The following is a 24,580-nucleotide window of genomic DNA, read 5'->3' as shown; positions in this document are numbered from 1 at the left end:
CTATTCCTGAATCGCCTTCAGGTTCGTTAAATTGCCGATTTTATATACAGTCATCTTGTCTTCATCCAGGTTTGTGCAGTTCTTTGTATCAAAGACTACAGGTGTTTTCATTCCTGACAGGAATTCTTCCGCTGTCATTGTTTTGAATTCGTTATGATCTGCAAGTACGACTACAAGGTTGGCATCCTGAATTGCTTCTTCAAAAGATAATACCGGGAATGGCACCTGCTCATCACGCACATGCGGATCAAACACACGCACATCAAAGCGCGGATTGCGGCGCAGCATTTCAACGATTTCAATCGCCGGACTTTCACGGACGTCATCGATATTCCCTTTGTATGTTAAGCCAAATGCAGCGATCTTCGGCTCTTTTAATTCCACGGTCATGCGTTCAACCTGCTCAACGACAAAGTGCGGCATAGAGTTGTTGATGTCGCGGGAAAGCTTGATAAGCTGTGCTTCCTCTGCTGCTTTTTCCACGATAAAATAAGGATCAACAGCCAGGCAGTGTCCGCCTACTCCAGGTCCAGGATGGTGGATATTAACACGCGGATGCTTGTTGGCAAGCTCAATCACCTTATGTGCATCCACGCCAAGACGGCTGGAGATTTTCGCAAGCTCATTCGCAAGCGCGATGTTCACATCGCGGAATGTATTTTCCATCAGTTTGGACATTTCCGCCGTTACGGCTTCTGTTTCAATTACATCACCTGTAACAATGGCACGGTATACATCTGCCGCTTTTTTCGCAGCTTCAGGAGTTGTTCCGCCGACAATGCGTGTATTTTCAATCAGCTCGATCAGAATGCGACCTGGAAGCACACGTTCCGGACAGTGCGCCAAATATAGATCCTTCTCTGTATCAAAGCCTTGCTCACGAAGGATAGGTGCTACAATATCATCCATTGTGCGCGGCGGAATCGTAGACTCCACAATCACTACATTGCCTTTACGAAGATACGGGACAATCGCTTTTGTGGCGCTGATCACATAATCAACGTTGGCAGTGAAATCTTCATGAATCGGTGTTGGCACAGCAATAATGAATACATCTGCTTCTTCAGGAGTCAAAGATGCGCGGAGCTTTCCATTCTCCACCACTTCCTTTACAATCTCCGGAAGGCCGACCTCTTCTATATGAATTTCTCCGCGGTTTAATTTATCGACTACATGCTCGCTTACATCCACCCCGACAATGTCATAGCCTGCACGGGCAAATACAGCTGATGTTGGAAGACCGATATATCCTAAGCCGACAACACAAATTTTTTCCATTAGTAAGGACCTCTCTTTAAGAAAATAATTTTCTGTTTATGTTCATGGTTGCACATATATTATAGGCTTTGCCTCTTTATTTCAATAAATCCTAACATAGTATAACAAATTCCAACAAACGTTGCACCAATTACATTGAATGTGTCGAACGCTAATGTTAAAATAAAGTTTAGCTTTTTTAAGGCTATTTAAGAAGTGCTGTTTTCCTTGGTTTAAAGCGTCTCTGCCTGTATTTTGGCTGGCAGCGGATTTTAGCTTCTATTATATAGGGCAGAATGCATCCCGGGAAAAATAAGCCCTTCGCATTAGAATTTGGTTGATTTTACATAAGGAGGCAATACTTCTTTGAAAATTGTAATATCTGGTTTTTATGGACTTGGCAATACTGGTGATGAAGCCATTCTTGAAGCAATTGTTGATAACTTGAAGGATGAGCTCGACCATCCTGATTTGACTGTATTCTCATTATCCCCCGGCAAAACAGCAGAGACTTATGGTGTAAAAAGTGTATACCGCGGCTGGCGCCATGATTTTAAAGGCAAGGTTAAAGCATTAAAGGACGCTGATCTTTTGATTAGCGGCGGAGGCGGGCTCCTTCAGGATACGTATCCGACTAAGTTTTTGTTCGGGCCGCTTCCTTATTATCTGCTGATTGTTTTCCTGGCCAAGCTATGCGGAACAAAGGTTATGTTCTTCTCCCAGGGCATCGGACCCGTCAACTCGGCCTGGGGGAAAATATTAATGAAAGTATTTGCCAACATGGCAGACTTTATTACCGTGCGTGACCAATACTCTAAGGACCTGCTTCAAAAACTCGGCGTCAATCGCCCCGAGTCAGTGGTCACAGCAGACATCGTCTTTGCCTTTCAAAAAAAGGAAGACCAGGCATGTCTTGAAAGCCTTACTTTAAAGGGAGACGAAAAGCTCGTTGCCGTTTCGGTCCGTCCCTGGTTCCAGCACACGGCGCATTACAAGCAAATCGGCGAAGCACTTGATCACCTGATTGAAAGTGAAGGCATAACGCCTATTTTCGTTCCAATGGAAGGTCACCACGATATACGTGCTTCCAACCATGTGCTGGAGCATATGAAAAGAGCCGACAAATGCCACGTACTTGGACCGGACTTTTCACCTAATCAATACCTGAACTTTATTTCCAACTGCGAGATGACAATCGGCCTGCGCCTGCACTCACTCATCTTCTCAGCACTCGTAGCTGTCCCTCACATCGGAATCAGCTACGATAAAAAAGTCGAAAGCTTACTAAAACGTTCCGGCATGTGGGAGCACTCCTTCCCGCTGGAAGAACTAACAGCCGGCGAACTGATCCAAAACAGCCGCAAAGTTCTGGCTAATAGAGAAGAACTTAGCTCGATGATAGAGAACAACGCCCGCACTATGCGCCGTGACGCAATGGAAAACATTGATCTGCTGAAAGCTAGGTTTTTGAAATAAGTTAAAAATTTCAACGCCAGCTTAGTTTGATTCACTGAGTTGATTGAAGCGGAGGGCACTTGACTCCAGCGGGATCAGCGGGACAGGTGAGACCCCACAGGCGAAGCCGAGGAGGCTCACCGCCCGCCCCGCGGAAAGCAAGTGCCCGCAGCGGAAATCAACGGGCATCATTTAGAAGGTAAATAACATAACAAAGCGATTTGTAACAGTAAAAAATACTCTCAATGAGGAGACGGTGATATGAAAATCCTAATTACCACTGTTTTTGATTATCCCCATGCAGGCGGTCTATCGACACATGTAACAACCTTAAAAGCAGGTCTTGAAGCAAGAGGCCACGAAGTCGATGTCCTGTCCATCAGCGATGTGCCCGGCTGGCAATCAAAATTCATCGCCCGCGGCCCAAGCTTTGTCCTGAACAAAGTCAAAAAAGGCAAGGGAATCCTATGGAGCAGAAAAGCACGCCAGAACATGCTCCAAACCTTAATCGAAAAAAACAAACACAAAAACTACGATATTATTAACGCGCAAGACGTGTTCGCTACCTTCGCATCCATTGCATCAGGTATCCCAACCGTTTCAACCGTCCATGGCTATATGGCCTTTGAAGCTGTAAGCGCAGGTTCAGTGGAGGAAAACAGCGATGAAGCTAAATTTCTTCAGGAAATGGAGAAAAAAGCTTACAGCCAGACACGCAAGGTCATCACAGTTGACCAGCGCATTAAAGATTATGTAAAAAAACAGGCTGGCGTTGAGGGTACAGCAATCCGCAACTTCATAGATATCCATGATTTCAAGCCTGCTGTCGAGAAAAAAGCGGAGCTGCGCCAGAAGCATGGCTTCTCGGACGATGACTTAGTTTTCTTCGTGCCGCGCCGCCTGACAAAGAAGAATGGAGTTATCTATCCAACGCTTGCTTTCCCGAAGGTGCTTGAAAAATTCCCAAATGCAAAGCTCGTATACGCAGGAATGGGAGAAGCATTCGAAGAATTAAAAGCACTGGTAGCCGAAAAAGGGCTTGAAAATCAGGTCACTCTGCTTGGTGCCATCCCGCACAAAGAGGTTAAAGACTTTTTCGCCCTGGCTGATGTTGTGCTTGTCCCAAGCATCCACTCTGCAGGTGTTGAAGAAGCGACCAGCATCTCGGCCCTTGAAGCAATGGGCTCAGGCATTCCGCTGATTGCCTGCGCCGTCGGCGGATTAAAGGAAATTGTCGATCATGAAAAAGACGGACTGCTCGTCGAGGAAAGAAATACTGGCGAGCTGGAAGATGCCATGATCTATCTCCTTGAAAATCCCGAAACAGGTGCTGCCCTCGCCAAAAGAGCCCGCCAAAAGATCGAGGAGGAATACTCCCATCTTGCTGCGGCTGAAAAGTATGAACAAATTTACCTGTCCGCTTTGGAAAAATAATCTTGATTTTACATGACGTGTAGAGAGCTTCTCTGCACGTTTCTTTTGAAATCTCACAGGAAGTGAATGTGATATGGCTTCATTAAAAAAAGCTGCACTCTTTATAACTTTATTGGCTCTTGTATTAAAACTGTCCGGTTTCCTTCGCGAAAGTATTATCGCACGCCAGTTTGGCGCGAGTGAATATACGGACGGCTATTTGCTGGCGTTTTCTTTTATCACTCTTGTTGTGGCCATGATTTCGGGAGGCTTTAATAACGTCTTCCTTCCATTGTATGTTCAGAAGCGCAAGGAAAACCCAGAGGAAACGGAGCGAAATGCCAACGGAATCATGAATGCGACCGTATTAATTTTCCTTGCTGTTACGGTTATCGGCTACTTCCTTGTTCCATATTTCGTTCCATTTATTTATGGACGCATGCTTCCTCTTACAAAAGAGGTTGCCGTTGATATTACTCAATTTTTCTTCCTGTTCATGAGCGCCATTGCCCTGAACGGGATTCTGGATTCCTACCTGCAGGGGCGCAGGGTATTCGTTCCCACACAGGTGTCCAAACTGCTTGCTACTTTAATGGGCGCGGTGTTTGCCCTCCTGTTCTCTGATCAGTGGGGCATTAACAGTCTTGCTTATGGGTTTATTTTCGGGACACTCCTGGGGTCGGCCATCCAGCTGCTTTATCTTCGAAAAAGCGGCTACCGCTGGAGCCCGACTGTTAAGGTTGATAAGGAATTCAGAAAGGCGTTTCTTGTACTCCTGGTCCCTTCCCTTTTGAATTCAGTGGTCGGCCAGATTAACATGTTTGTCAATAAATCATTTGCTTCCGGGACAGTTGAGGGTGCGGTTACGTATTTGAATAACGCATCCCTGCTTGTGAGTATTCCGCATGCCATATACGGAACAACGATAGCCGTTATTATCTTTACGCTCCTGTCCGAGCAGATTGATAATCCCAAAAAGTTTCAATCGACCTTTTTTATGGGGATGCAGATCTCCTTTGTCACACTGATGCCAATTGCTGTCGGGCTGTTTCTTGTTGGGGAACAGGCGCTTTCATTCATATACGAACGCGGGGAATTTACAGCTGAAGATACGCACAATACGTATATCGCACTTATTTTCTACCTGCCTATGATTGTCACGCAAGGGCTTCAGTATATTGTTTCTAAATCTATGTATGCCCGCGGAAAAACGGCGATTATTTTCCGTATCAGTGTCACAACCATTGCCTTAAATGCTCTTCTTAACTGGCTGCTGCTGAAGCCGTTTGGCTATCCGGGGCTGGCCTTATCAAGTGCATTTGTTTCTGTCTACTACCTGGCAGCATCAGGATTTGTCGTATACAAAGACTTTGACCGCTCGGAAGCCTTAAAGCTCTTAAATCTTGTTATACGGGTCGTTATTCCGACCCTGATTATGGCTGTTCCTCTCTATCTTTTACAAAAATTCACAGCCATTACCGAATTGTATTCGCTTATACAGCTGGCGATTTTAATACCGCTCGGAGTCATCCTCTATGCTGCAGGGATTTACATCTTTTACCGAGAAGGCTTTAATCAGCTGCTTGGGATTCTTAAGAAGAAAAAGAAAGCCCGCACATAAAGTGCGAGGTATGGATGATGAAAAAAATAATATTTATTCTTTTTATGGCTGTCCTGTTGCTGTCCTCCTGCAAAAAAGACAGCTTTCAGGAAACGATCCAATTAGGAGCAGCTGATTTTAATATCAGCTCAGATTTGTCTATATCAAATAAAAACATAAGCGAATCCAGTCTATTGCCCTTCTATCAGGATACCGACTATCAGTATGAACTTGCTGAAAAGGGCGATTTGGCCGGAAGGCTTCATATTAAACTGCGTAAAATCGATAATGGAGACCAGCTTGTTTTTATGCAGCTTGAGGGAATGGCTGAAAATGCGGTTTCCGCAATGGTTTCACTTTCGTTTGATTCCAGCGGTCAAGCTGAATTCATCGATTGGGCGCCCAGGGTAATTGAAAGACCCCATGATAAAAATACCGGAGATGACCGATCCACCCAGCCCATTGGCTTATTTAAACTGAATGATGACGATTCTTCTGAGCTTGTATTGAGCAAGCAGCAAATCTCGTCCCCTCATAAAATGGATTATGCGGACGGCCTGGCCAGTCAGATCCGGATTCTGCATGATGAAAAGAAAGCCTACAAGCTCGAAGAAAAGGAAGATCAAACAGCCATCCAATTTAAGCTTGAAGCAGAAAAAGGAAAGCTGTCGGAGCAATGGTTCATGCTTTCCAAGGGAGAGCTGTTTACGAATAGCCAGGGGCATGAAGACTGGATTAATTATCAGATTGATTCCTACAAAGAGGCGAATGGCTGGCTCACTGTGGGCGGACCTATGAAAAAGCTTCCATGGTCCATTGAGCCCTATACAAAGCATGGCTATGGCCGCAACCTCGGTGTTATGGTTGACCGCGAAGCCATTGACCGGTATATCAGCACAAAAGAGCGCTATTACTATAACCTGATGGCAAACTCTGCGGCTGACCTTTATGAATACCGGAAAGAAAAAGGTACAAAGATCTGGGAAACCGAATATACAAGCACCTGGCTGAAAAACGCATATGGATTAACAGCTCCATACATCGATACCCGCCATAATGAATTCATTGGACTCTACCTGGCTAAAATTGGTGGAGAGCTTCATTCATCCGAGCTGATGAAAGCCCAGCTGAATTATGCTGATTACCTGCTTGGCCAGATTAAAGAAGGCAATGTCATTAAGGTGGATGATGGCCTTTTGATTGCAGACTATTTCTCATCATATGATCAAAAACAGAAAACTCACGCCTCCATGAATCATGTCCTCGGAGGAGCCAACCTCTTGCTTGACTGCTATGAGCAGTCTGGTGAGGAAAAGTATCTCGAGGCAGCAAAAAAAATTAGACAAGCCATTGAAAACATTGGAACTGCCTGGATCCGTGAAAACGGAGACCTTTGGTACCAGGTCAACCCCGACCTGACCTTTGCCGGCAATGATTACGAGCAGCTCACTCTTGTCGATTTATTGAAACACCAAAGAAATTGGGAATCCATCGGGGAAAGCAGAAGCCCTGTGATTGACCAGCTGATCGAATCAAAGGCGGGCTATCTGGCGAAGGAAAAAGTAATTCTGCTCGAAGAAGTTAAAGCAGAGCTTGCCCGGCAAGGGTTTTCAAGACCATAGGATACAGACCAGCCTGGATACCAGGTTGGTTTTTTTTAGACCAATAATAAAGGTTTCTTTGATTATTTACAGAAATGATAAGCATTACACCTTATCAGGGGGCAATCATGAGAAAGTACATTTTCTTTTTCCTCGCTCTATCCTTATTCCTGGCAAGCTGCAGCAGTACTGCAGATAAGGAAATAACTAAAAAACATGAAGAGTACTTGTCAGCATCCGGATGGCATGTTAAATCCAAGTCCAGTGAAGAAATCAAAACGATCCATTACCACCCTGAAAGCCTGGAATCCTTAAAAATAGCGGGATTGGACCTTGAACCATACCGAGGCAAAGAGGTTAAAATGACCACTTACCTTTTAAAGGAAAAACAAACGAATGGAGACAAAATGTCGGCATCCATATATGAGATGGACAATGAAATCATCGGCGGACACGGAATTTTGGAAAACTGGTCTCCGGGTCTTTTCTCTTTAGATGATCGGGAGCGTTTAATCGAGGAAGACATAATGCAGCAATAGGCAAAGGTTATATCTCCTTAAATTAGTATATTGCCAGATCAGGCAGAGATCCTAAAGGCAGGAGATCACGGCTCCAGCACCTCATCATCAGAAGCATTCCTGCAGGAGGTATCTCCTCAAGTTTCCATTATTATGAACAGGACAGGAAGCGGAGATCAAATGCTGCATCCGGATGCAGTCAAGAGGCTGGCAGAGGCAGGCTCTTCTGTTTATACTACTGAATCAACAGCCAACATCCATGTAAAAACGGATGGAAAAACATTTCATGTATATGGCACACCGGATTATATTCCGGGTGAATAAGAAAATCCCTTCTCGATTCGAGAAGGGATTCTTCTTTAGTTCGCAGAAATCTTGGTCACAAGATCTTCACGTACATAGCCATACTGTGTTCCATTGGCATCGGAAAGTATCTTATACCATGTCCAGCTATCGCCATCAAGTGACTTTACTTCTTCTGCAATGACAACCGGTTTGTTGGCTGTTTTATACGTATACAGAAGATTAGCTGTACCCTGTTTGGAAGAAGGGGATGTTCTGACATTTGTTCCATTGGTATTGATCAATCCAATGACTTGTTTATTTGTATAATCCTTAAAGCCTAATGCCTTTTCGATTCTGTAAATATGACCATTAATTTTTGATCCCCAGTAGGCATCTGTTGCATATCTTACATTAAATCCAATCGATTTATTTCCCGGAGCTGCACCATTGCTGCGCCAGTCTCCCTGCGGAATATAGGCACCATTGAGATATTTGCTGACAAGTGCATCGACACTGTCTGTTGGTGTCGGATATGCTACCGCACCGGACGGATTGCTGTCGTAGGCTTCAATGCCGAAAAGGTTGTTAAGCTTTAATGCATTGGCACTCACGCCATATTGGCTTTCATGGAATGCCCAGCCCAAAATTAACAGGGCGTTGACGTTCGATTCAGCTTCCACTTTTTTCAGATACGTTCCAAGTCCCTTTACCTTGCTGATTTTTGTGGCATCTTTATAGACTGTAAGTCCAGTAGCCTCCAGCTCAGCTAATCTCTTGTCAATAAATTGATTAAGCTGTTCAGCGGTGTAGCTTGTTTTTGTACGGGCAGATAAGAATTGGTAATATGGGTAGTACTGCCCTACATAAGAGGAAGAGCCTCCCATAGGGCTTGTATAAAATTTGGTTCCATCCCAGCTGTAATAAGTAATATTTTGTTTCAGGAAGCTCGGAGCTTTTCCAACTATAAAGGCAGCAGAAGAATCCGCAGCAGGATTATAAATGCTGTAAACCAATTCATTGCTGCTATTCACTTTATATGAGCTTTGCTTTTTTGCCATTTTTGCAGGAACAAGATGCACTTCAGATTGTTTTACATAGGCAGTCCTCCCGCCAATGTATACCTGCACTGCTGTTTCGTTAGAAGCCAGATATTTCATTTCCTCCTGTGGAGGGACAGCCGCCTCGACTGAAGTTAAATTGTCGCTGCTGTATAAATAGGTTGTAGCTTTTCCGATTGATGGACTTGCATACGCTAAACCGGATTGCATTTTTAATACTTTCCCATTAAAAGTAAGAACCTCAGTTGAAGTCGGGCTCCAATTTTCAATTGCTTGGCTATATGTTTCAAAGGCATTCCTGGTTTCAACAAGCTGCCCATTTTCATCAATGCTTGAAATGACAAACGGCTTCTCGATCTCAGGCTCACCAGGTTCTCCTGGAAGCTGATTTTCAAAGTCTTCGATCGCATGGATCATTCGGATGATAAAAGCTGCAGACTCAGCACGTGTCGCCTGCTTTTCTGGAGCAAATCTATAAGTCTTGCCGTCAGCGTTCGGAAAACCGATTGTGTTTTCCAAGGATACACTTGCGGCAACCGCAATACGCGAAGTAGAAGAAGCCAGCTTGTCAAAATCACTTAAAAGCTCAGGAACTTCATATTCTACTGTCATATTTTTATAGTCTAATGCGTTCTTGATCATGATAACCATTTGCTCACGCGTAATTTCCTGATCAGGATTAAAGTTTCCATCTGTCTGACCTGATATAATCCCTGCCTCAGCAGCAGAATTGATTCCCGGCGCTAAGCTTGAAGTAACCGCTACATCAGGAAATTTGTGCAGCGCTGCAGGAAGCTTCAGAGCCCTCGATACAAAGTTCGCAAATTCCCCGCGGGTCACTTTCAAATCCGGTTTGTAAACACCATCACCATAGCCATACATAATCTCTCTCTCGATGGCCTCTCTTAGTTCTTTCTCCAGCTGTATGCCGGTAATATCGTCTGCCGCATAGCCAGCAGCAGGAAATGCCGTGAACAAAAGAATAAAGGCAAGCAACAGAAGCCTAGCTTTCTTCAATGTGAATTTTCCCCTCTCATTTCTTAATCTGGCATAAATACTAATAATGTCGTAATTTGCCTGTCTACTACCATTCTACCAAAATATTACCTATTTTTAATAGACACTTTCCATACTTTTTCCTCATTTTTCGCAGGGATTTAATGGAAATATATTGAAAATAGAGAAATAAAAAAGCCAGGATCGAGTCCCGGCTTACATCTTAATTTGTTGCATTTATAGAATTGTAGATTGCAGCAGAGAAAAACGCTCTTGATGCACGGTGAGTAGCATAATATTTGCTTCCCTCAAAGATCGAAGTAGAATCAATATTGCTCATCGTTACAATTGCATCATGTGCCCAGTAAGACGGTGTAATATCACTGTAAGTACTGCTTGCCTTTGAATACGAACTTCCTTGGAGTTTAAAAGCATTTTGTACAATGACAGCCATCTCTGCTCTTGTCATATACTCATCCGGGCGGAAGGTGCCATCTTTAAATCCGTTAATAATGCCAAGCTCCTTAATTGCAGCAATATCCTTTGCAAAGCGTGATGATTTTGGAACATCCTTAAAAGCGGAAAGAGATTTAGGCACCTTCTTTAATTGGCGGTTCATAATAGCCGCAGCTTGTCCGCGCGTTACTGGTTCATCTGGTCTGAATGTGTTATCTTCATAGCCCATGATGATGTTCTTGTTTCCTAAAGTAAAGATAGCATCGTAGGCAACATGTGATTTTGAAACATCGGAGTATACTCCCGGAGTGTTTGTCAGAACACGTTTTGCGCCATAGTATTTAGGGCCCCAGTATGTACTGCCTAAAGAATCAATTTTAATGCCTCTGCTTGATGTTGCAGAAATAAATTCATTGTTTCCGATATAAATTCCGGCATGTGTAACGCCGGCTTTGCTGTATGTTTTTTCAAAGAAAACCAAATCGCCAGGCTGCAGGTCTGATTTGCTGACTTTGACTCCTGCACTGCTATACTGTTCGCTTGAGGTTCTTGGCAAGTCAATTCCAACTTTCCCAAAGACATAGGTCATAAATCCTGAGCAGTCAAATCCGCTAGGTGTGGTTCCGCCCCAAACATAAGGAACTCCCAAATTGGATTTTGCAATTCTTACAACTTCTTCCTGATCCGGTGTCGCTGCAGAGACTGTATTAAATGGCAGAATCGCCAGTATCAATATCGCTGTTAAGAATTTTGTCAGCATTTGCTTCATTATGTCACCCCGTCGAATTCTATTACTAAATTTCTCGTAATTTATCAAAATCTGGTTTCGATAGATATATTCTACCAAATCAAATGTGTAATTTTCTTTACTGTTATGTTACAAATCGACAAAAGGGGTTTCATGCCGAAAAATCAGGGAATATGTATACTTTTTTGACTATTGAATTAATAGATTTTTGTTTTATTACAGTTATGTTACAAAAAATAAAGCTCTGCCGCTTTTTTGCGGCAGAGCCCATTTGGAATATGTATACTATTTTTTGATATTATCTGGCCAGGTAGTACTTGATAGAGTATGCCATCATTCCATGCCCTCTTGGTGACCAATGAAGTCCTGAGGGGTCATATAAGCCGCTCGCCCACAGCTTTCCATCCTGTGCCCCTCCAGCTTTATGGATTGCATTGGCATAATGGTCCACCAGATGGACACCTTCCGCTTTTGCAACTTTGCGGATAATAGCATTATAGCTGTTCATCCAAAGACGAATTCCGCCTTTATCAGCATATAAATGCTTCTTTTCCGGATACATATTGTAGTAAAGGGTTTGCTGAACAGGAATGTTTGTCATCAGCAATACCTTTACTTTTCTTTTTTTCAGTTCTTCCACCATGTATGTCAGGTTCTTTTCAAATTTGGCTTTATCCACCATCGGCTTTCCATTATCGTATAGAAGCCCGTCATTAATGCCGAACATTATGGCTACACTATCCGGATTCTTCGCCAGTACATCCTTATTAAATCTTTTGAGCGCCTGGTCTGTATGGTTTCCGCTGAAACCGGCGTTGATTGCTCCGGTTAGAACCACCCAGCGTTTATTTAAATCATATCCATAATGTTTGAAGGTAAGGCCTTCTGTATTGCTGTCGCCGAAACCAATAAACCGTGCTGCTTCAGCATTAACTGCGCCTGCAGACAGAAACAGGAGCATAGCCGTCATGCATGCTGTTATGATTTTTTCCCTCATTTTCTCCTCCTGGTTTGTAATAAAGTGGTATATATCCTGTATTCTACCATACTATCAACCTGCCCTATACCATTTACAGGAAAATCAACAGCAAATTAAGTGTTTTATTCCTCTGAATGATCATTTACCTTCACTTCAAAATTTTTCTCATTCTGCTTAAAGCTTATACTCCACTCATCAAGTTCTTCATTGAAGGATAAATCGCGGACCGCTGCAACTCCTTGCTGGTCTTTTATCGTCTTTAAAGCTTTTTTTATGACCTGTGATTCGGAAAGCTCTGCCCCTTCCGGTTTGTATTCGGGCAGGACTTCCACGTATAAAGCCGTTCCCTGTCCTGGATAGGACTCTCTGATCGGACCGGAGGCTTCTACCATAACACGCTGCCCCACTTTTAGCTTTTTGGAGGCATCCGGAAATTCGAAATATGTTGCTGAAAAGTAATCCGAGTCTCCTCCGGTTTTTCCAAAGTCCGCTGGTAAAGCGGCCACTGCAAGCATTCTATTATTTGATAACTCCATTACATAAGAACCAGCCTGGGAGTATTTATCTGTATATTGATTTTTAGGATGAATCGTATCCGGCTCTCCTCCGATTGGAGCAAGCCTCCCTGTTTGGGTAAAGTTAATCTTCCCCCCGGCAAATTGTTCATTTAGGCTGGCTTTTTGCTCCTCTGTAAGGAAATTATGTTCAATATTTATCTCTCCGCTGATTGTATCTACACTGATTCCAAGCGAAATGCGATCCGGTGTTTCATGCTGATTCCTGAATTTAACAGCCGCTTTATTCACCTCATACATTTTCTGATTGTTTTCAGCTGCTGTATGGGGAGTGTGATAGATAAAAATACTTTCTGCCTTGATCACCCCTGCATCCGCCTCGGCCTGGAGGGCTTTGACAAATTGTTTTAAGCGGTCATCCGGATTTTTTACGCCAATCCATAGTCCAGATTGAGCAGCGCCCCGTGATTTATTCTCGAAGAATACGACCCCTTCCTTATCAAAACCTTCTTTTCCCCCGTAGGTTTTATAAAGCAAAGGCAGAGCTATCTCGCCTTCCGTTTGCTGAACTGCCAGCTCTTCTGCAATATCATCACTAGGGGGTCCATATAAGCCCTCCTTAAACTCCCAGCTTTCCTTTATTTGTTTGATGACCTTATCACGATCAGGCGTCTCCTTAGCCGGGTCCAATTTGGCAATAATGTTCCTTCCGCTGATTGTCTCAATCGTTTTCCAGCCAGAATCATTTTTGGTTACTGACTGCGTTTGTTCACTTGGATTTGCGGCGCTCTGATGCTGTACTTCTCCCGTCACGCAAGCAGACAGAATGAACCCGCTTCCGAGCAGGACAGCCAGCGTTTTATATTTTCCCATAGAAAAATCCCCTCAAATTCGATTGTCTTTGCAAATACAGACGAAACGAGAGGAAAAAAGTTACAATATTGTAAAAAACCATTCCCTAAATGAGAATGGCCTTTTGAAAGAATTAATTCTTGTAATTGAATTCTGCAGATATTTCACCGTCAACCCAGATCGTGCCGGCTTTTCCAGCTAGCGAAGAGTGTTCTACTGTCAGCACCGTGCGATCAGGTGAAAGTGTTACAGATGTTGGATTCACATATATAGATGATCCATCTTCCAGTTCAATATCAACATAAAATAAATTCCAAAGGTCACCTGCGGAAAATTCTTCAGGTGCCGCTTCTGTTAATGTAATGCTGAATGAAGCAGGACTCAATGAGGATACTGATTCCGCAAGCGGAAGGTACTCGTTGTCAATGATAAACATGATTGTTCTATATAATAGGTTAGCAAAATCACCGCGAGTGATATTTGTGTGTGTTCCGTAAGATGTTTCTGTTTTACCGCTTGTAATGCCCGCTCCGTATAGTGCCTCGATATAAGGGGCAAATACACCGCCAACATCTGTAAATGGAGTTTCTACAGCATATTCTTCTAATTCAAAGCCTGATGCCAGGAATTTAGCCATTGCCCCGCGGCTTAATGGGTCGCCTGTTCCAAATGCATCAGCAGTTTTTCCTGAAACGATGCCCGCTTCAGCCAATGCGTTAACAGAACCTCTGACACGTGAATTAAGGTCTTTAAATCCTGCATCCGGCGCATTTTCAGTATCCAATCCAAGAGCATTTGCCAGGATTACTGCTGCATCGCCTCTTGTAAGGTTTTGATGTGTCCCGAATGTAGTAGCTGTTTTGCCATTTATAATTTCTACATTATAAAGGAAGCTAACCGCCTCGTCATATCTTGACCCTACATCTGTGAATGGATGATCAAATTCCATTCCAAAATCATCTGCCTTTTGTGCAGCTGCAGATACTGCCGGCTTTACTTCAGCAGCAGAAACAGCTGGAGTAAAAGCAGATGCAACTAGTGTTGCAATTACAGCACTTGCTAAAACCTTGCTAACCTTTTTCATCTGGTAATCTCCTTTTATATCATATTATTTTAAAACTCATAAATAAGTAAAATATTGCCCATTACAAAAATGATTGTAACAAATTTAATATTTTTGTAATACAGGTAATTTAACCCTATTTTAGACACATTTGTTAAATAAAAAAGCTGCTCAAATTGAGCAGCTTTTCCTATCATTTAAGAGCAGAGTTCTCTGCTTTTGCGAGAAATACAGAATAGGTGGAGCGCAGCATTTTTTCAAATGGACGGAAGGTGCCATCCTTGAAGCCTTCTGTTATTCCTGATGCAGCAAGATTATAAATGGACTGATATCCGGTTACATTTTTGTTTACGTCACTAAAAGCAACACTTTGAGTGTCAGGCAGCGAGTATGCCTTTGAGATAAGAATGGCCATCTCAGCTCTTGTGACTGGTTCATCCGGACGGAATGTACCATCCTTAAATCCGCTGATAATGCCTTTTTCTGCTGCTGATTCAATATAGCCTGATGCGTGATTGCTGCTGCCAACATCCGAAAATCTTGTACTTCTCTGCTTTTTATCCAGTCCTAATGCCCTGCCGAGCATGGCGACAGCTTCTGATCTTTTTACGTGCTGATCCGGCCTGATCTCTCCGTTGTCATATCCAAGCAGAATAGAATGGGTATTCAAGTACATCATATGCCTGCTATACCACTTGGTATTGCTTATGTCATTAAAAGCAGGTGAACTAAGCGTTACTAGAATATTGATGCCCTTTTCCCTAACCTCTTCCCCATTCTGCAGTGGGATAACGGTATATTTTATCGATCCTTTTAAGCCGTAATCTGTTACTGACGTTTCTGCACCTTTTTCAGCAAGGACCTGGTCGTACCGAAGCAGTTTATATCCTTCATACTTTTGCAGTACTTCCTCCATATTGAGGACGACTGTTCCATTGCCCGCTGTATATGGAATATTGAGAGCCTCTGATGCAGCTGTATCCACTTGTGCCAGCCCGTATCCATAAAGGGGATCTCTGCCGGCTGCACCAAGATCCTTGGCATTTTTCTGCAAAAGGGTACGGATCTCTGCATTTGTTAACAGCGGATATTTTTCTTTATAAAGAGCTGCCAGTCCCGCCACGAAAGGAGCTGCCATGGAAGTTCCGGTCATGTGGGCATATCCATTGCTTAGATCAGTAGGATAAGTGCTGTAGATCGCGTCACCAGGGGCCGCTATTTCCACTTCTTTTCCTTTTGAGGAGCTATCAACCCTAACACTGTTTTTATCAACACCGGAAACGGCTATCACATTGCTGAATTTTGCAGGGTACAGAACTTGCTCCGTTTTTTTTATATCCGTTCCGGTATTGCCTGCAGCTGCGATTATAATGATTCCTTGCTTATATGCTTTATCGACCATGGCTTTCATTCCAAAATCTTCGACTGGCGATGTAAGACTCATGTTGATGATGTCGACATTTTGGGATATCGCCCAATCGAGCCCGGCCATGATGGTTGAAGTCGTTCCGTTCCCATACGCATCCAGTGCCTTAATGGCATAAATTTCTGCACCTGGCGCCACTCCCACAATGCCTATATCATTGTTTTTAGCTCCAATAATGCCTGCCACATGTGTCCCGTGCCCGTTATCGTCCCGATAAGAATTTGGACAGCGGTCAAGGACACAAATGCCGCTTTTGACTGACAAGTCCGGATGACGGGTGTCAACACCCGTGTCCAGAATAGCTATTTTAACATTTTTTCCAGTTAGGCCGGCTGGCTGTTTAGCCGGCATGTTAATACTTTTATGTCCCCACGGGGTGAGCTGAGCACTCACCTTTACAGGATGATCTATTTCCGCTTTTTCAATAATCCCCAAATCTTTTAGTGCCGCAATCTGGCTTTCGCTGGCTTCAATCGCTGCAGCATGTATATTAATGTAGGATTTATTCACTTCAATGCCTAATTCAAGCAAAGTTTTCTCCGTGTATCCACTCTTGAAGAAAAGGATGTAGGAGTCCTGTACCTCAGCCGAAGCCTTATTCTGAATACCTGACAAGGTGAATAGAGAGAGAAGAAGAGCGGCAAGGAAAGCTTTGCATTGGCGTTTCATAAATTTCTTCATCTGGCATCCTCTTTTCTTTATAAAGCAAAAGGAGTCTATTCTAGTAGACTCCTTTTTAGTTTAATAGGTTTATAGATTTTTTAAAAGGTAATTTAGTATAGGTTTGAAACATCCAGACCTTTTTCCTTGTAATAATCAAGAATGCCCCAATAGATTGCTTTTGCCGCTTCCTGTCTCCATGCTGCAGAGGCAAGCTTTTCATTATCCTTTTTATTATCAATAAATCCTAACTCAACCAGTACAGCCGGCATTGTGTTTTCACGGATCACATGGAAATTGCCGTTCTTAACTCCACGGTCATACAAATTCCAGGCTGCCAGAAGCCTCTTTTGAATCTTAGTAGCAAGCAATTTGCTGTCAGAGGTATTCGGGTTTTGATAAGCAGCATAATAATACGTTTCACTGCCATTTGCCGACCCGTTGAATGCGTTGGCATGAATACTGACAAAAGTATCCGCACTGGCTTGCTTGGCAATGTTTACCCGTTCACTCAGTGAAATGTATTTATCTGTTTCTCTTGTCAGTTTATATTGAAAAGGAGTTTTAGCAAGTAAAGCTTTTACTCGCAGTGCGGTATCAAGCACTACATCTTTCTCTCTTATTCCATAAGCAGCTGCCCCAGGATCGGAGCCTCCATGTCCAGGATCAATGACAATCATTTTCTGGCTGAGTATGCTTTCATTCCCTGCATTTATTGGTGCATTCAAGTAAGAAGAATGCACAAGCCCTTCAATATTTCCTGATTTAATAAAAGCCCAGCTTCCGACTGCATAAGCCACTTCAACTTTTGCGCCTTTATTTAAAGCCCCCGTTCTTGGATAAAGGGTTGAAGGACCTGTACGGACGTTTAGTGAATCTGCTGTTACTGTACGTTCCATTTCAAAAGAAACAACAGGCGTTAACCGCAGTTTGTAATTTATCGCTCTCGCTAAGAATACAGAGAAATCTGCTCTTATAATATCTTTTTCTGTTCCGAATGAGCCATCTGCCACCCCCTGGGAAATTCCTCTGGAGATTAGGGCATTGGCTGCTCCGGAAAGTGTTCCGCCGAAATTATATTTGAAGGCCTTGCTGATTAAGACGGCCATTTCCCCTCGGTTTACGGGCTTGTCCGGTTGAAATGTTCCATCCTTATACCCTGATAGAACATTCGCCTCCACTGCAGACTGGATATATCCGGAAGCAAAATATTGACTGCCTACATCTGAAAACTGGGTATTTCTCTTTGTTCCGTTCAGATTCAGCGACCTGCCGATCATGGCTGCCGCTTCCCCGCGTGTTACTATCTTATCAGGATAAAAATAACCCGTTAAAGATCCACTGACTATATTACCATTGGCCAAATAACTAATCTCCTTGTAAGCTCGGTGTCCGGTGCTTACGTCCTTGAATGACCCTGCCGCTTCCGCATTAGTTCCATAGAACGGAAGACATAACAAAACCAGCAGAATCCCAAGTACCATTTTCCTCATTAGCTTTCTCCCTTCGCCTTTTTTCTACATCATAACACACTGGAAAAACAACCTGCATCAACCATTTTTGCAAAAAAATAGAAATTTTGCATTCTGCTTAATGTCGGATATTATCAATATCGGCAGAAAATGGGTATATTTTATAAGATATAATCGAATTTTGATAGGTAATTAAAACCAATTAAATTCCATTAATTTCAAATTTAACTCAGATATTTAGTACAGTAGGATATTGGAATTATGGAGGTGGATTTTTGATGGGAATTTTGTCTGAATTTTAGGATAGTTCCTTTTAAATTCCAAATTAACCATTTATAGTTCAAATGGAAAATAAAGGAGGTTTTTGGTTTGAAGAAATGGATTGGTTTCATGCTGGTTTTGACTCTTGCATTTTCTGTTTTTACCCCGAATACATATGCACAGGGGTACAAGGATCTTTCTCCGGACTATCGATTTTATGATGAGGTCAATTATCTGACAGAAAAAGAGATTATCAGCGGTTTTTTGGATAACACTTTCCGTGCCAATCGCTATGTAACCCGGGCACAGGCTGCTATCATGATTGGCCGTACTTTCGGCCTCGACGGAACACCAGCAGATACCCCCTTTTGGGATGTGGTTGAAGATACATTTGCCAGCGGCTATACCAATTCAGTCTATGAAGCAGGAATTATTACAGGCTATCGGGACCGAAACTATCGTCCAAATAAGATTGTGACAAGAGGAGAAATGGCCATTATCCTATCAAGAGCCTTCAAGCTGACAGAAGAAGCAGAGCTGCCATTTCCAGATGTAAAGCCGCATATGAAATCCTACTCATACATTAAGAGAATTGTCGCGGAAAACATTACAGAGGGCTTTCCGGATGGCACTTTCCGGCCGGAAGAAGAGATGAGAAGAGGAGAATTCTCTGCTTTCCTTGCAAGAGCAATGGATAATCAGTTTAAGAAATAGTCTAATAGAAAAAACGGAGTCCTCCGACTCCGTTTAATTATTTATTATATAAGTGGGTAACATAAAAGCCTTTTTCTTTATAATAATCGAGGATCCCCCAATAGATGGCCTTTGCTGCTTCCCGCCTCCAGGCATCAGAAGCAAGTTTGGCATTATCTGTTTTATTATCTATAAAGCCCAGCTCGACAAGAACTGCCGGCATTGTGTTTTCCCGCAGAACATGGAAATCTCCGTGTTTAGTTCCTCTGTCATAGAGCTTCCATGCTGTCACCAGGCGCCCTTGAATCTTGGAAGCTAGTATTTTGCTGTCTGATGAACTATTATTTGAAGCATAATAATAGGTTTCTGTCCCATTTGCAGATCCATTGAATGCATTGGCATGAACACTTATGAATACATTTGCATTTGCATTTTTTGCAAAAGAAACTCTGTCTGCCAGCTCAATGAATTTATCCGTTTCTCTGGTTAATTTATACTGGAATGGTGTTTTGGACAGGAAAGATTTCAGCTTTAATGAAGTATTCAAGACTACATTTTTCTCTTTTAAACCATAGCCGGCAGCACCGGGATCCTTGCCGCCATGGCCGGGATCAATAACGATCATCTGCTGATTAAGCACCTTTTTAACAGTTCCAAATGGTGCATTTAAATAATTGGAATGTATGAATCCCTCTTTGCTTCCTGCGCGAATATACACCCACGGACCGACAGCATATGCTGCTTCCACTTTATTTCCAGTCTGGAATGTTCCTAAGCTTGAATAGAGGTTTGAAGGTCCTGTTCTTAAAGGTACCGAATCCTCTGTTATAGAACGATCTGCTGGATAGCTGATGCTCTGAGTCAATCGGAGCTTATAATTTACTGCTCTTGCGAGAAAAATGGCATAATCCGCTCTAATAATCTTTTGGTCTGCTCCAAAGCTGCCATCGGCTGTCCCCTGAGAAATCCCCCTGGATATCAAGGCTCTTGCTGCACCTGAAAGTGTGCCGCCAAATTCATATCCGAACGCCTTACTGATAATAACGGCCATTTCTCCGCGATCCACAATCTGTCCGGGTTTAAAGGATCCGTCCTTATAGCCTGTGAGTATTCCCGCTTCAACTGCGGACTGGATGTAGCCGGAGGCAAAGTACTGACTGCCCACATCCGAAAACTGAGTGGCCCTCTTCCGGCCATTCAGATTAAGAGCCCTCCCCATCATCGCAGCAGCTTCCCCGCGGGTAACAACCTTTCCGGGGCGAAAATACCCATCTAATGTACCACTTACAATATTGCCCTGGGCCAGATAATTAATCTCATTGTACGCACGATGATTAGTGCTTATATCCTTAAACGATCCTGCCGCCTCAGACTCAATCTCAGAAATAGGAAGCATCAGCAAAAATGCCAATATTCCTAAAACAAATTTCCTCATCAACCTGCTCCCTTCGCCTTTTTTCTACATATTACCACAAGGTCTAAATCCCCCGAATCATCCAATTTAGCTATATTCCACCAGCTGAAAAAGGTACCAGGTACCACCCGAATTTTGTCGAATGATGAATATTATGGAAATGTTATGAGGTTTTTGACTTATGCGGTGACAGGCACCACTCGAATTTTGTCGATTAATCATTTACGATGTTGGCATCATAAGAGATTGTTTATAGTTCCCTTAAATTTTCCACCGGAGTACTTGAGTGTTTTAGCACATTACTTCAAACGAAAAGCACCCCTATATAATGAAAATAGGGGTGCCTATCTAAAAAGATTGGTATTGTCTATAATTTAAACTTCTCCACCGACTGTTCCAGCTGTTTAGAAAGACTGCTCAGCTGAACGGTCAGCTCTGATATCTTTTCTACTGCATTTTCCTGCTGGTCTGTTGAGGCTGCGACCTGGCGGGAAATTTGTGCTGTGTCTTTAGATAGACCCGCAAATTCATCAATGGATGCAGAAATCTCTTCTGACCCGGCTGAGAGCTCTTCTGTTACAGCAGAAACCTCCTGAATTTCCCCAGTAACTCCTTCAACCGCATGCAGGATCTGATTGAATTTCTCGCCGGCACTATTGACCAGTACAGTGCCTTCTTCCACTTTACCAGAACTCGCATGCATATTTCCGACTGCCTGTTCAATGGATAATCTGAAGTGATTCAGCTTTTCGGCAATTTGTGCAGCAGATGCTTTGGAGCCCTCTGCCAGCTTTTTAACCTCCTGGGATACAACGGCAAAGCCTTTGCCATGTTCGCCTGCCCTTGCTGCTTCAATGGCTGCATTTAATGCAAGCAGATTGGTTTGCTCCGCTATGCCTGAAATCAGGTTAACAATATCCTCAATTTCAATTGCCTGAGTTCCCAGTTCTTCTATGAATACGGATGATTCATTTACAATCTTTTTAATCTCATTGATCTGACGGATGATGGATTGGATTTCATCATATCCTTCTTTTACCTGCTGTGAAACTGTATCGGATTGTTCGCTCACATCTGTCGAAGCTTCCGCAATACGCTGTATGCCTATGGCCATTTCTTCTATTGCTTTTGCAGATTCCTCACTTCTGATCAGCTGTATATCAGTAGCCCCTGCCACTTCCTGAATCCCTCTGACAATCAGGCTGCTGGCCTGGCTGATTTCTTCCATCTTGTTCTTTATTTTACCCGAGGAAACCAGGAGTGCTTCTGAAGATGCTTTTATATCTTCAACCATCACTTTTGTATGTTGCGTCATTTTTTTGAATGACTCTGTAACTTGACCAATTTCGTCATTCCCTTTTACCTTAATGGAATTAGCCTTCTCTTCTGCTCCCCGAAGGTCTCCATCAGCCATCAATTGGGCTGCTGAACTGATATTCTGCAGCGGGTGCAGTCTTTTTTTGACGAACCAGGCCAGAATGGCAACAACCGCAAGGATTAACAGTATATTTATCACCAGGTTCATCGGCAGCACTTCCAGGAGTACTTGATCTGCAATGCTATTAACATTCTCTGCATTAATGTCGACACCCAATATCCCGATTACTTTTCCATCGGCTTTAATTGGTACAAACGCGGATAGATAGTCTCCATATTCCGGATCATGAACGATCGGTGAACTCGATGCTTTTCCATCCAGAACAGGAGAAATATCTTCATATGTTGTAGCAGTTGTCGGTGTTTTAATGTCTGCAGCAATATCGGAGTCATTCGGCAGGCCATCCACCATTATAAAGAGTTCTTTCTTCTCGGAGTCAGCCATTAAAGTATAAACGTAGAACGCTCCCGTTTTCTCCCGGAAATCATTCAGCTGTTCCCTAAGGTCCCAATAAGCCTCAGTCTGTTCGGGATTCTTCAAAAAATCCTCATACTTCTCTGTTTCCATTTTTGAAGCTATATTGTCTGCAATGCTTAGACTAAAATTTTCAATAGACGACTCTACTGAATTTTTCGTACTTAAGTAGAGCATAGCAATATTCCCGAGTAAAACAATTGCCATTCCAATAGCCATAACCATTGCAATTCTAGTGCTGAGCTTTTTCATATATTTCACTCCGTTAGTAAATATTTCTTATTTGGATTATAACTTTTAACCTGGTTAAATAGCACTAGAAAAATCAGGAAATACACAAAAATACTGAAACCATTTTGGCTCCAGCATCTCTCTCAATCTATAATCATTCCCAAAAAACTCTCGCCTTCCTCAGTGGCAGGCAGTCCAAAAAACTCGCTGAATGTCGCCCCGACGTCAGCCATCGAATGGCGCTTTCCTATGTTAACCGGCTTTACCCGCTTCCCGGTTGCAAGTATTGGAACGTATTCCCTCGTATGGTTGGAATGGCCGATAGTTGGGTCGTTTCCATGGTCGGCCATGATGATCATCAGATCCTCCTCTGCCAACTTGGGCAGGAATTCTGCGAGCCACTGGTCCGTTGTATTCAGCAGTCTGGCATACCATTCGGCATCCTCAGCATGTCCGGCCAGGTCTGTTTCCTGCACATTTACCAGAAATGCGGCATCCTCTTTTTCTTTCAAATATGACTTCTCTAAAACTCGCAACACTCTTTCGGTATCCACAATGGGATCTGCAGGCCCTTCACCATGCAAAACATCTGCCGTTTTGCCAATCCGATGTACTTTGAGGCCACATCTGGCTGCTATCATCGGAAATTGTCCGTCTATGTTTACGCCGTAGCCCATGTGATAGACTTCATAGCCTTTGCCGTATACCTTCGCCTTCGGTGCATCTACTCCCCACTGGCCGGGATTTTTTTCATGGACAACTGACAGGATATGTTCAATGGTTGTATAGGGTCCTCCAAATGCAATGACCCGGCTGGTGTCGACATTCTGGCGGACAATTTTTCCGACTTCCTTTAATTCCTGGAAAGGCATTCTATTAAAATCAGCGGTTAAATTGATGATATTTCCCAGTGAGGACTCAAGATTATCCCCGATGACACAGGCACCGTTAACTAATAGTACTGGACGGTCTTTCCATGGGTATTCAACCCCATAGCCTGCTTCTGTTAATGCCTGCGCCAGGTCTCGATGAATATCTTTCATCAGCCTTTTATTTGAACGCTTCGGGCAGCTTCCGGCAATTTCCTGATGCCCGAGGTACGTATCTGCTCCGTGATGGGCAAGTGCCGAGAAGCCGTAAGCATTGGCAGGGGCCGCCTTGCCATCAACAAGCGTTCCAAGCCCAAGGCTATATAGAGTTGGTATGTTTAAAAAATCCACCGATTCCCGGATATGTTTATAGGTATTGGCCATGCAGTCAGAAGGGCTGAACTCTCCGCAATCCTCCATTGCGCCGATGCCAAAGCTGTCAATCACCAGCAGAATTGCTTTTGCCATCTTTACCACTTCCTTTCAAAGTGAACCAGTTCCGGCTTTCCACTTTGAATTCCTTTTACCAGGGCAATATGGGCCCTTGTGACGAACACCTGGGTACGGAAAGAGAAAACAGCTGTATCTCCTTCAGAAACCAGAAAGCCCTCCGGTTTCTCAATCGCACCATAGTAATCAATCGCTTCAGGAGCCGGTTCGAATGCTTTTACATACTGGTTCAATACTTCTTTTTCATCGCTTCCAACCAGGCAACCGGTTAAATGGGAGCGTCCGTAATAGCCGCCGCCAATGACGTAATAATGCTCGTGATCCTGGTGGGACACTTCCGTTACATATACAATGGCCGGTTTCTCGGGGAGATCCCGGTAAGCATGCAGCGGGGTTGTTCCAGGCGGCGGCGTGGCCGGCGCCATTCACCGCGCCGCCGGGCCGCAACTGGCCCGC

Annotated in this window: 19 protein-coding genes; 7 read left to right on the top strand and 12 right to left on the bottom strand. The window is 43.5% G+C overall.

Translation table 11 applies throughout. The annotated features are described in order from the left end of the window. A complete protein-coding gene (locus ACEQ1T_RS10810; protein WP_370222861.1) occupies window positions 1-1,278 on the bottom strand; it encodes a nucleotide sugar dehydrogenase in 1,278 nt (425 codons plus the stop codon). Between the two features lie 345 nt (window positions 1,279-1,623). Between ACEQ1T_RS10810 and csaB the strand changes: the two genes are divergently transcribed. From csaB to ACEQ1T_RS10780, 6 genes are all read left to right on the top strand, one after another. Beyond that, a complete protein-coding gene (gene csaB, locus ACEQ1T_RS10805; RefSeq protein ID WP_370222859.1) occupies window positions 1,624-2,733 on the top strand; it encodes a polysaccharide pyruvyl transferase CsaB in 1,110 nt (369 codons plus the stop codon). A gap of 240 nt (window positions 2,734-2,973) precedes the next feature. After that, on the top strand, window positions 2,974-4,146 hold the full coding sequence (locus tag ACEQ1T_RS10800; protein WP_370222857.1) for a glycosyltransferase family 4 protein: 1,173 nt from the start codon (window positions 2,974-2,976) through the stop codon (window positions 4,144-4,146). Window positions 4,147-4,219: 73 nt separating this feature from the next. Further along, entirely contained in the window at window positions 4,220-5,746 is a 1,527-nt protein-coding gene (murJ, locus tag ACEQ1T_RS10795) for a murein biosynthesis integral membrane protein MurJ (RefSeq protein ID WP_370222855.1), read from the top strand. Window positions 5,747-5,760: 14 nt separating this feature from the next. Next, on the top strand, window positions 5,761-7,347 hold the full coding sequence (locus ACEQ1T_RS10790) for a hypothetical protein (protein ID WP_370222853.1): 1,587 nt from the start codon (window positions 5,761-5,763) through the stop codon (window positions 7,345-7,347). A gap of 107 nt (window positions 7,348-7,454) precedes the next feature. After that, window positions 7,455-7,865, top strand: a complete 411-nt coding sequence (locus tag ACEQ1T_RS10785; RefSeq protein WP_370222851.1) for a DUF4830 domain-containing protein — start codon at window positions 7,455-7,457, stop codon at window positions 7,863-7,865. Between the two features lie 30 nt (window positions 7,866-7,895). Beyond that, on the top strand, window positions 7,896-8,168 hold the full coding sequence (locus ACEQ1T_RS10780) for a hypothetical protein (protein ID WP_370222849.1): 273 nt from the start codon (window positions 7,896-7,898) through the stop codon (window positions 8,166-8,168). 35 nt (window positions 8,169-8,203) lie between these two features. Here ACEQ1T_RS10780 and ACEQ1T_RS10775 read toward each other — a convergent pair whose 3' ends face one another. From ACEQ1T_RS10775 to ACEQ1T_RS10745, 7 genes are all read right to left on the bottom strand, one after another. Continuing rightward, a complete protein-coding gene (locus ACEQ1T_RS10775; protein WP_370222847.1) occupies window positions 8,204-10,204 on the bottom strand; it encodes an S-layer homology domain-containing protein in 2,001 nt (666 codons plus the stop codon). A gap of 202 nt (window positions 10,205-10,406) precedes the next feature. Then, window positions 10,407-11,408, bottom strand: coding sequence for an NlpC/P60 family protein (locus ACEQ1T_RS10770; RefSeq protein ID WP_370222846.1), 1,002 nt, complete (start codon window positions 11,406-11,408; stop codon window positions 10,407-10,409). A 277-nt stretch (window positions 11,409-11,685) separates the two neighbouring features. Further along, window positions 11,686-12,384, bottom strand: coding sequence for an SGNH/GDSL hydrolase family protein (locus ACEQ1T_RS10765; RefSeq protein WP_370222844.1), 699 nt, complete (start codon window positions 12,382-12,384; stop codon window positions 11,686-11,688). A 104-nt stretch (window positions 12,385-12,488) separates the two neighbouring features. Continuing rightward, window positions 12,489-13,754: a DUF3221 domain-containing protein gene (locus ACEQ1T_RS10760; protein WP_370222842.1), complete on the bottom strand. Its 1,266-nt coding sequence runs from the start codon at window positions 13,752-13,754 to the stop codon at window positions 12,489-12,491. 112 nt (window positions 13,755-13,866) lie between these two features. Further along, window positions 13,867-14,817, bottom strand: a complete 951-nt coding sequence (locus ACEQ1T_RS10755) for an S-layer homology domain-containing protein (RefSeq protein ID WP_370222841.1) — start codon at window positions 14,815-14,817, stop codon at window positions 13,867-13,869. Window positions 14,818-14,989: 172 nt separating this feature from the next. After that, entirely contained in the window at window positions 14,990-16,903 is a 1,914-nt protein-coding gene (locus ACEQ1T_RS10750; RefSeq protein ID WP_370222839.1) for a S8 family serine peptidase, read from the bottom strand. Between the two features lie 92 nt (window positions 16,904-16,995). After that, a complete protein-coding gene (locus ACEQ1T_RS10745; protein WP_370222837.1) occupies window positions 16,996-18,375 on the bottom strand; it encodes an N-acetylmuramoyl-L-alanine amidase in 1,380 nt (459 codons plus the stop codon). Between the two features lie 348 nt (window positions 18,376-18,723). Between ACEQ1T_RS10745 and ACEQ1T_RS10740 the strand changes: the two genes are divergently transcribed. After that, on the top strand, window positions 18,724-19,329 hold the full coding sequence (locus tag ACEQ1T_RS10740; protein ID WP_370222835.1) for an S-layer homology domain-containing protein: 606 nt from the start codon (window positions 18,724-18,726) through the stop codon (window positions 19,327-19,329). A gap of 37 nt (window positions 19,330-19,366) precedes the next feature. Here the strand turns inward: ACEQ1T_RS10740 and ACEQ1T_RS10735 are convergent, their stop codons facing one another. The 4 genes from ACEQ1T_RS10735 to ACEQ1T_RS10720 all read right to left on the bottom strand — a co-directional run bounded on the left by ACEQ1T_RS10735 (window position 19,367) and on the right by ACEQ1T_RS10720 (window position 24,549). Beyond that, window positions 19,367-20,743 carry an N-acetylmuramoyl-L-alanine amidase gene (locus ACEQ1T_RS10735; RefSeq protein WP_370222833.1) on the bottom strand — a complete coding sequence of 459 codons (1,377 nt, stop codon included), beginning with the start codon at window positions 20,741-20,743 and terminating at the stop codon, window positions 19,367-19,369. 346 nt (window positions 20,744-21,089) lie between these two features. Continuing rightward, entirely contained in the window at window positions 21,090-22,826 is a 1,737-nt protein-coding gene (locus ACEQ1T_RS10730; protein ID WP_370222831.1) for a methyl-accepting chemotaxis protein, read from the bottom strand. A gap of 122 nt (window positions 22,827-22,948) precedes the next feature. Beyond that, complete coding sequence (locus ACEQ1T_RS10725) at window positions 22,949-24,142, bottom strand: phosphopentomutase (protein WP_370222829.1); 1,194 nt, start codon at window positions 24,140-24,142, stop codon at window positions 22,949-22,951. Window positions 24,143-24,144: 2 nt separating this feature from the next. After that, complete coding sequence (locus ACEQ1T_RS10720) at window positions 24,145-24,549, bottom strand: hypothetical protein (RefSeq protein ID WP_370222827.1); 405 nt, start codon at window positions 24,547-24,549, stop codon at window positions 24,145-24,147. Window positions 24,550-24,580: the final 31 nt, after the last annotated feature.

The sequence above is a fragment of the Cytobacillus sp. genome (assembly GCF_964223445.1).
Lineage (GTDB): Bacteria > Bacillota > Bacilli > Bacillales > Cytobacillaceae > Cytobacillus.
Note: the sequence above shows the minus strand (reverse complement) of the source record. Positions and strands in the feature narration are given on the sequence as shown.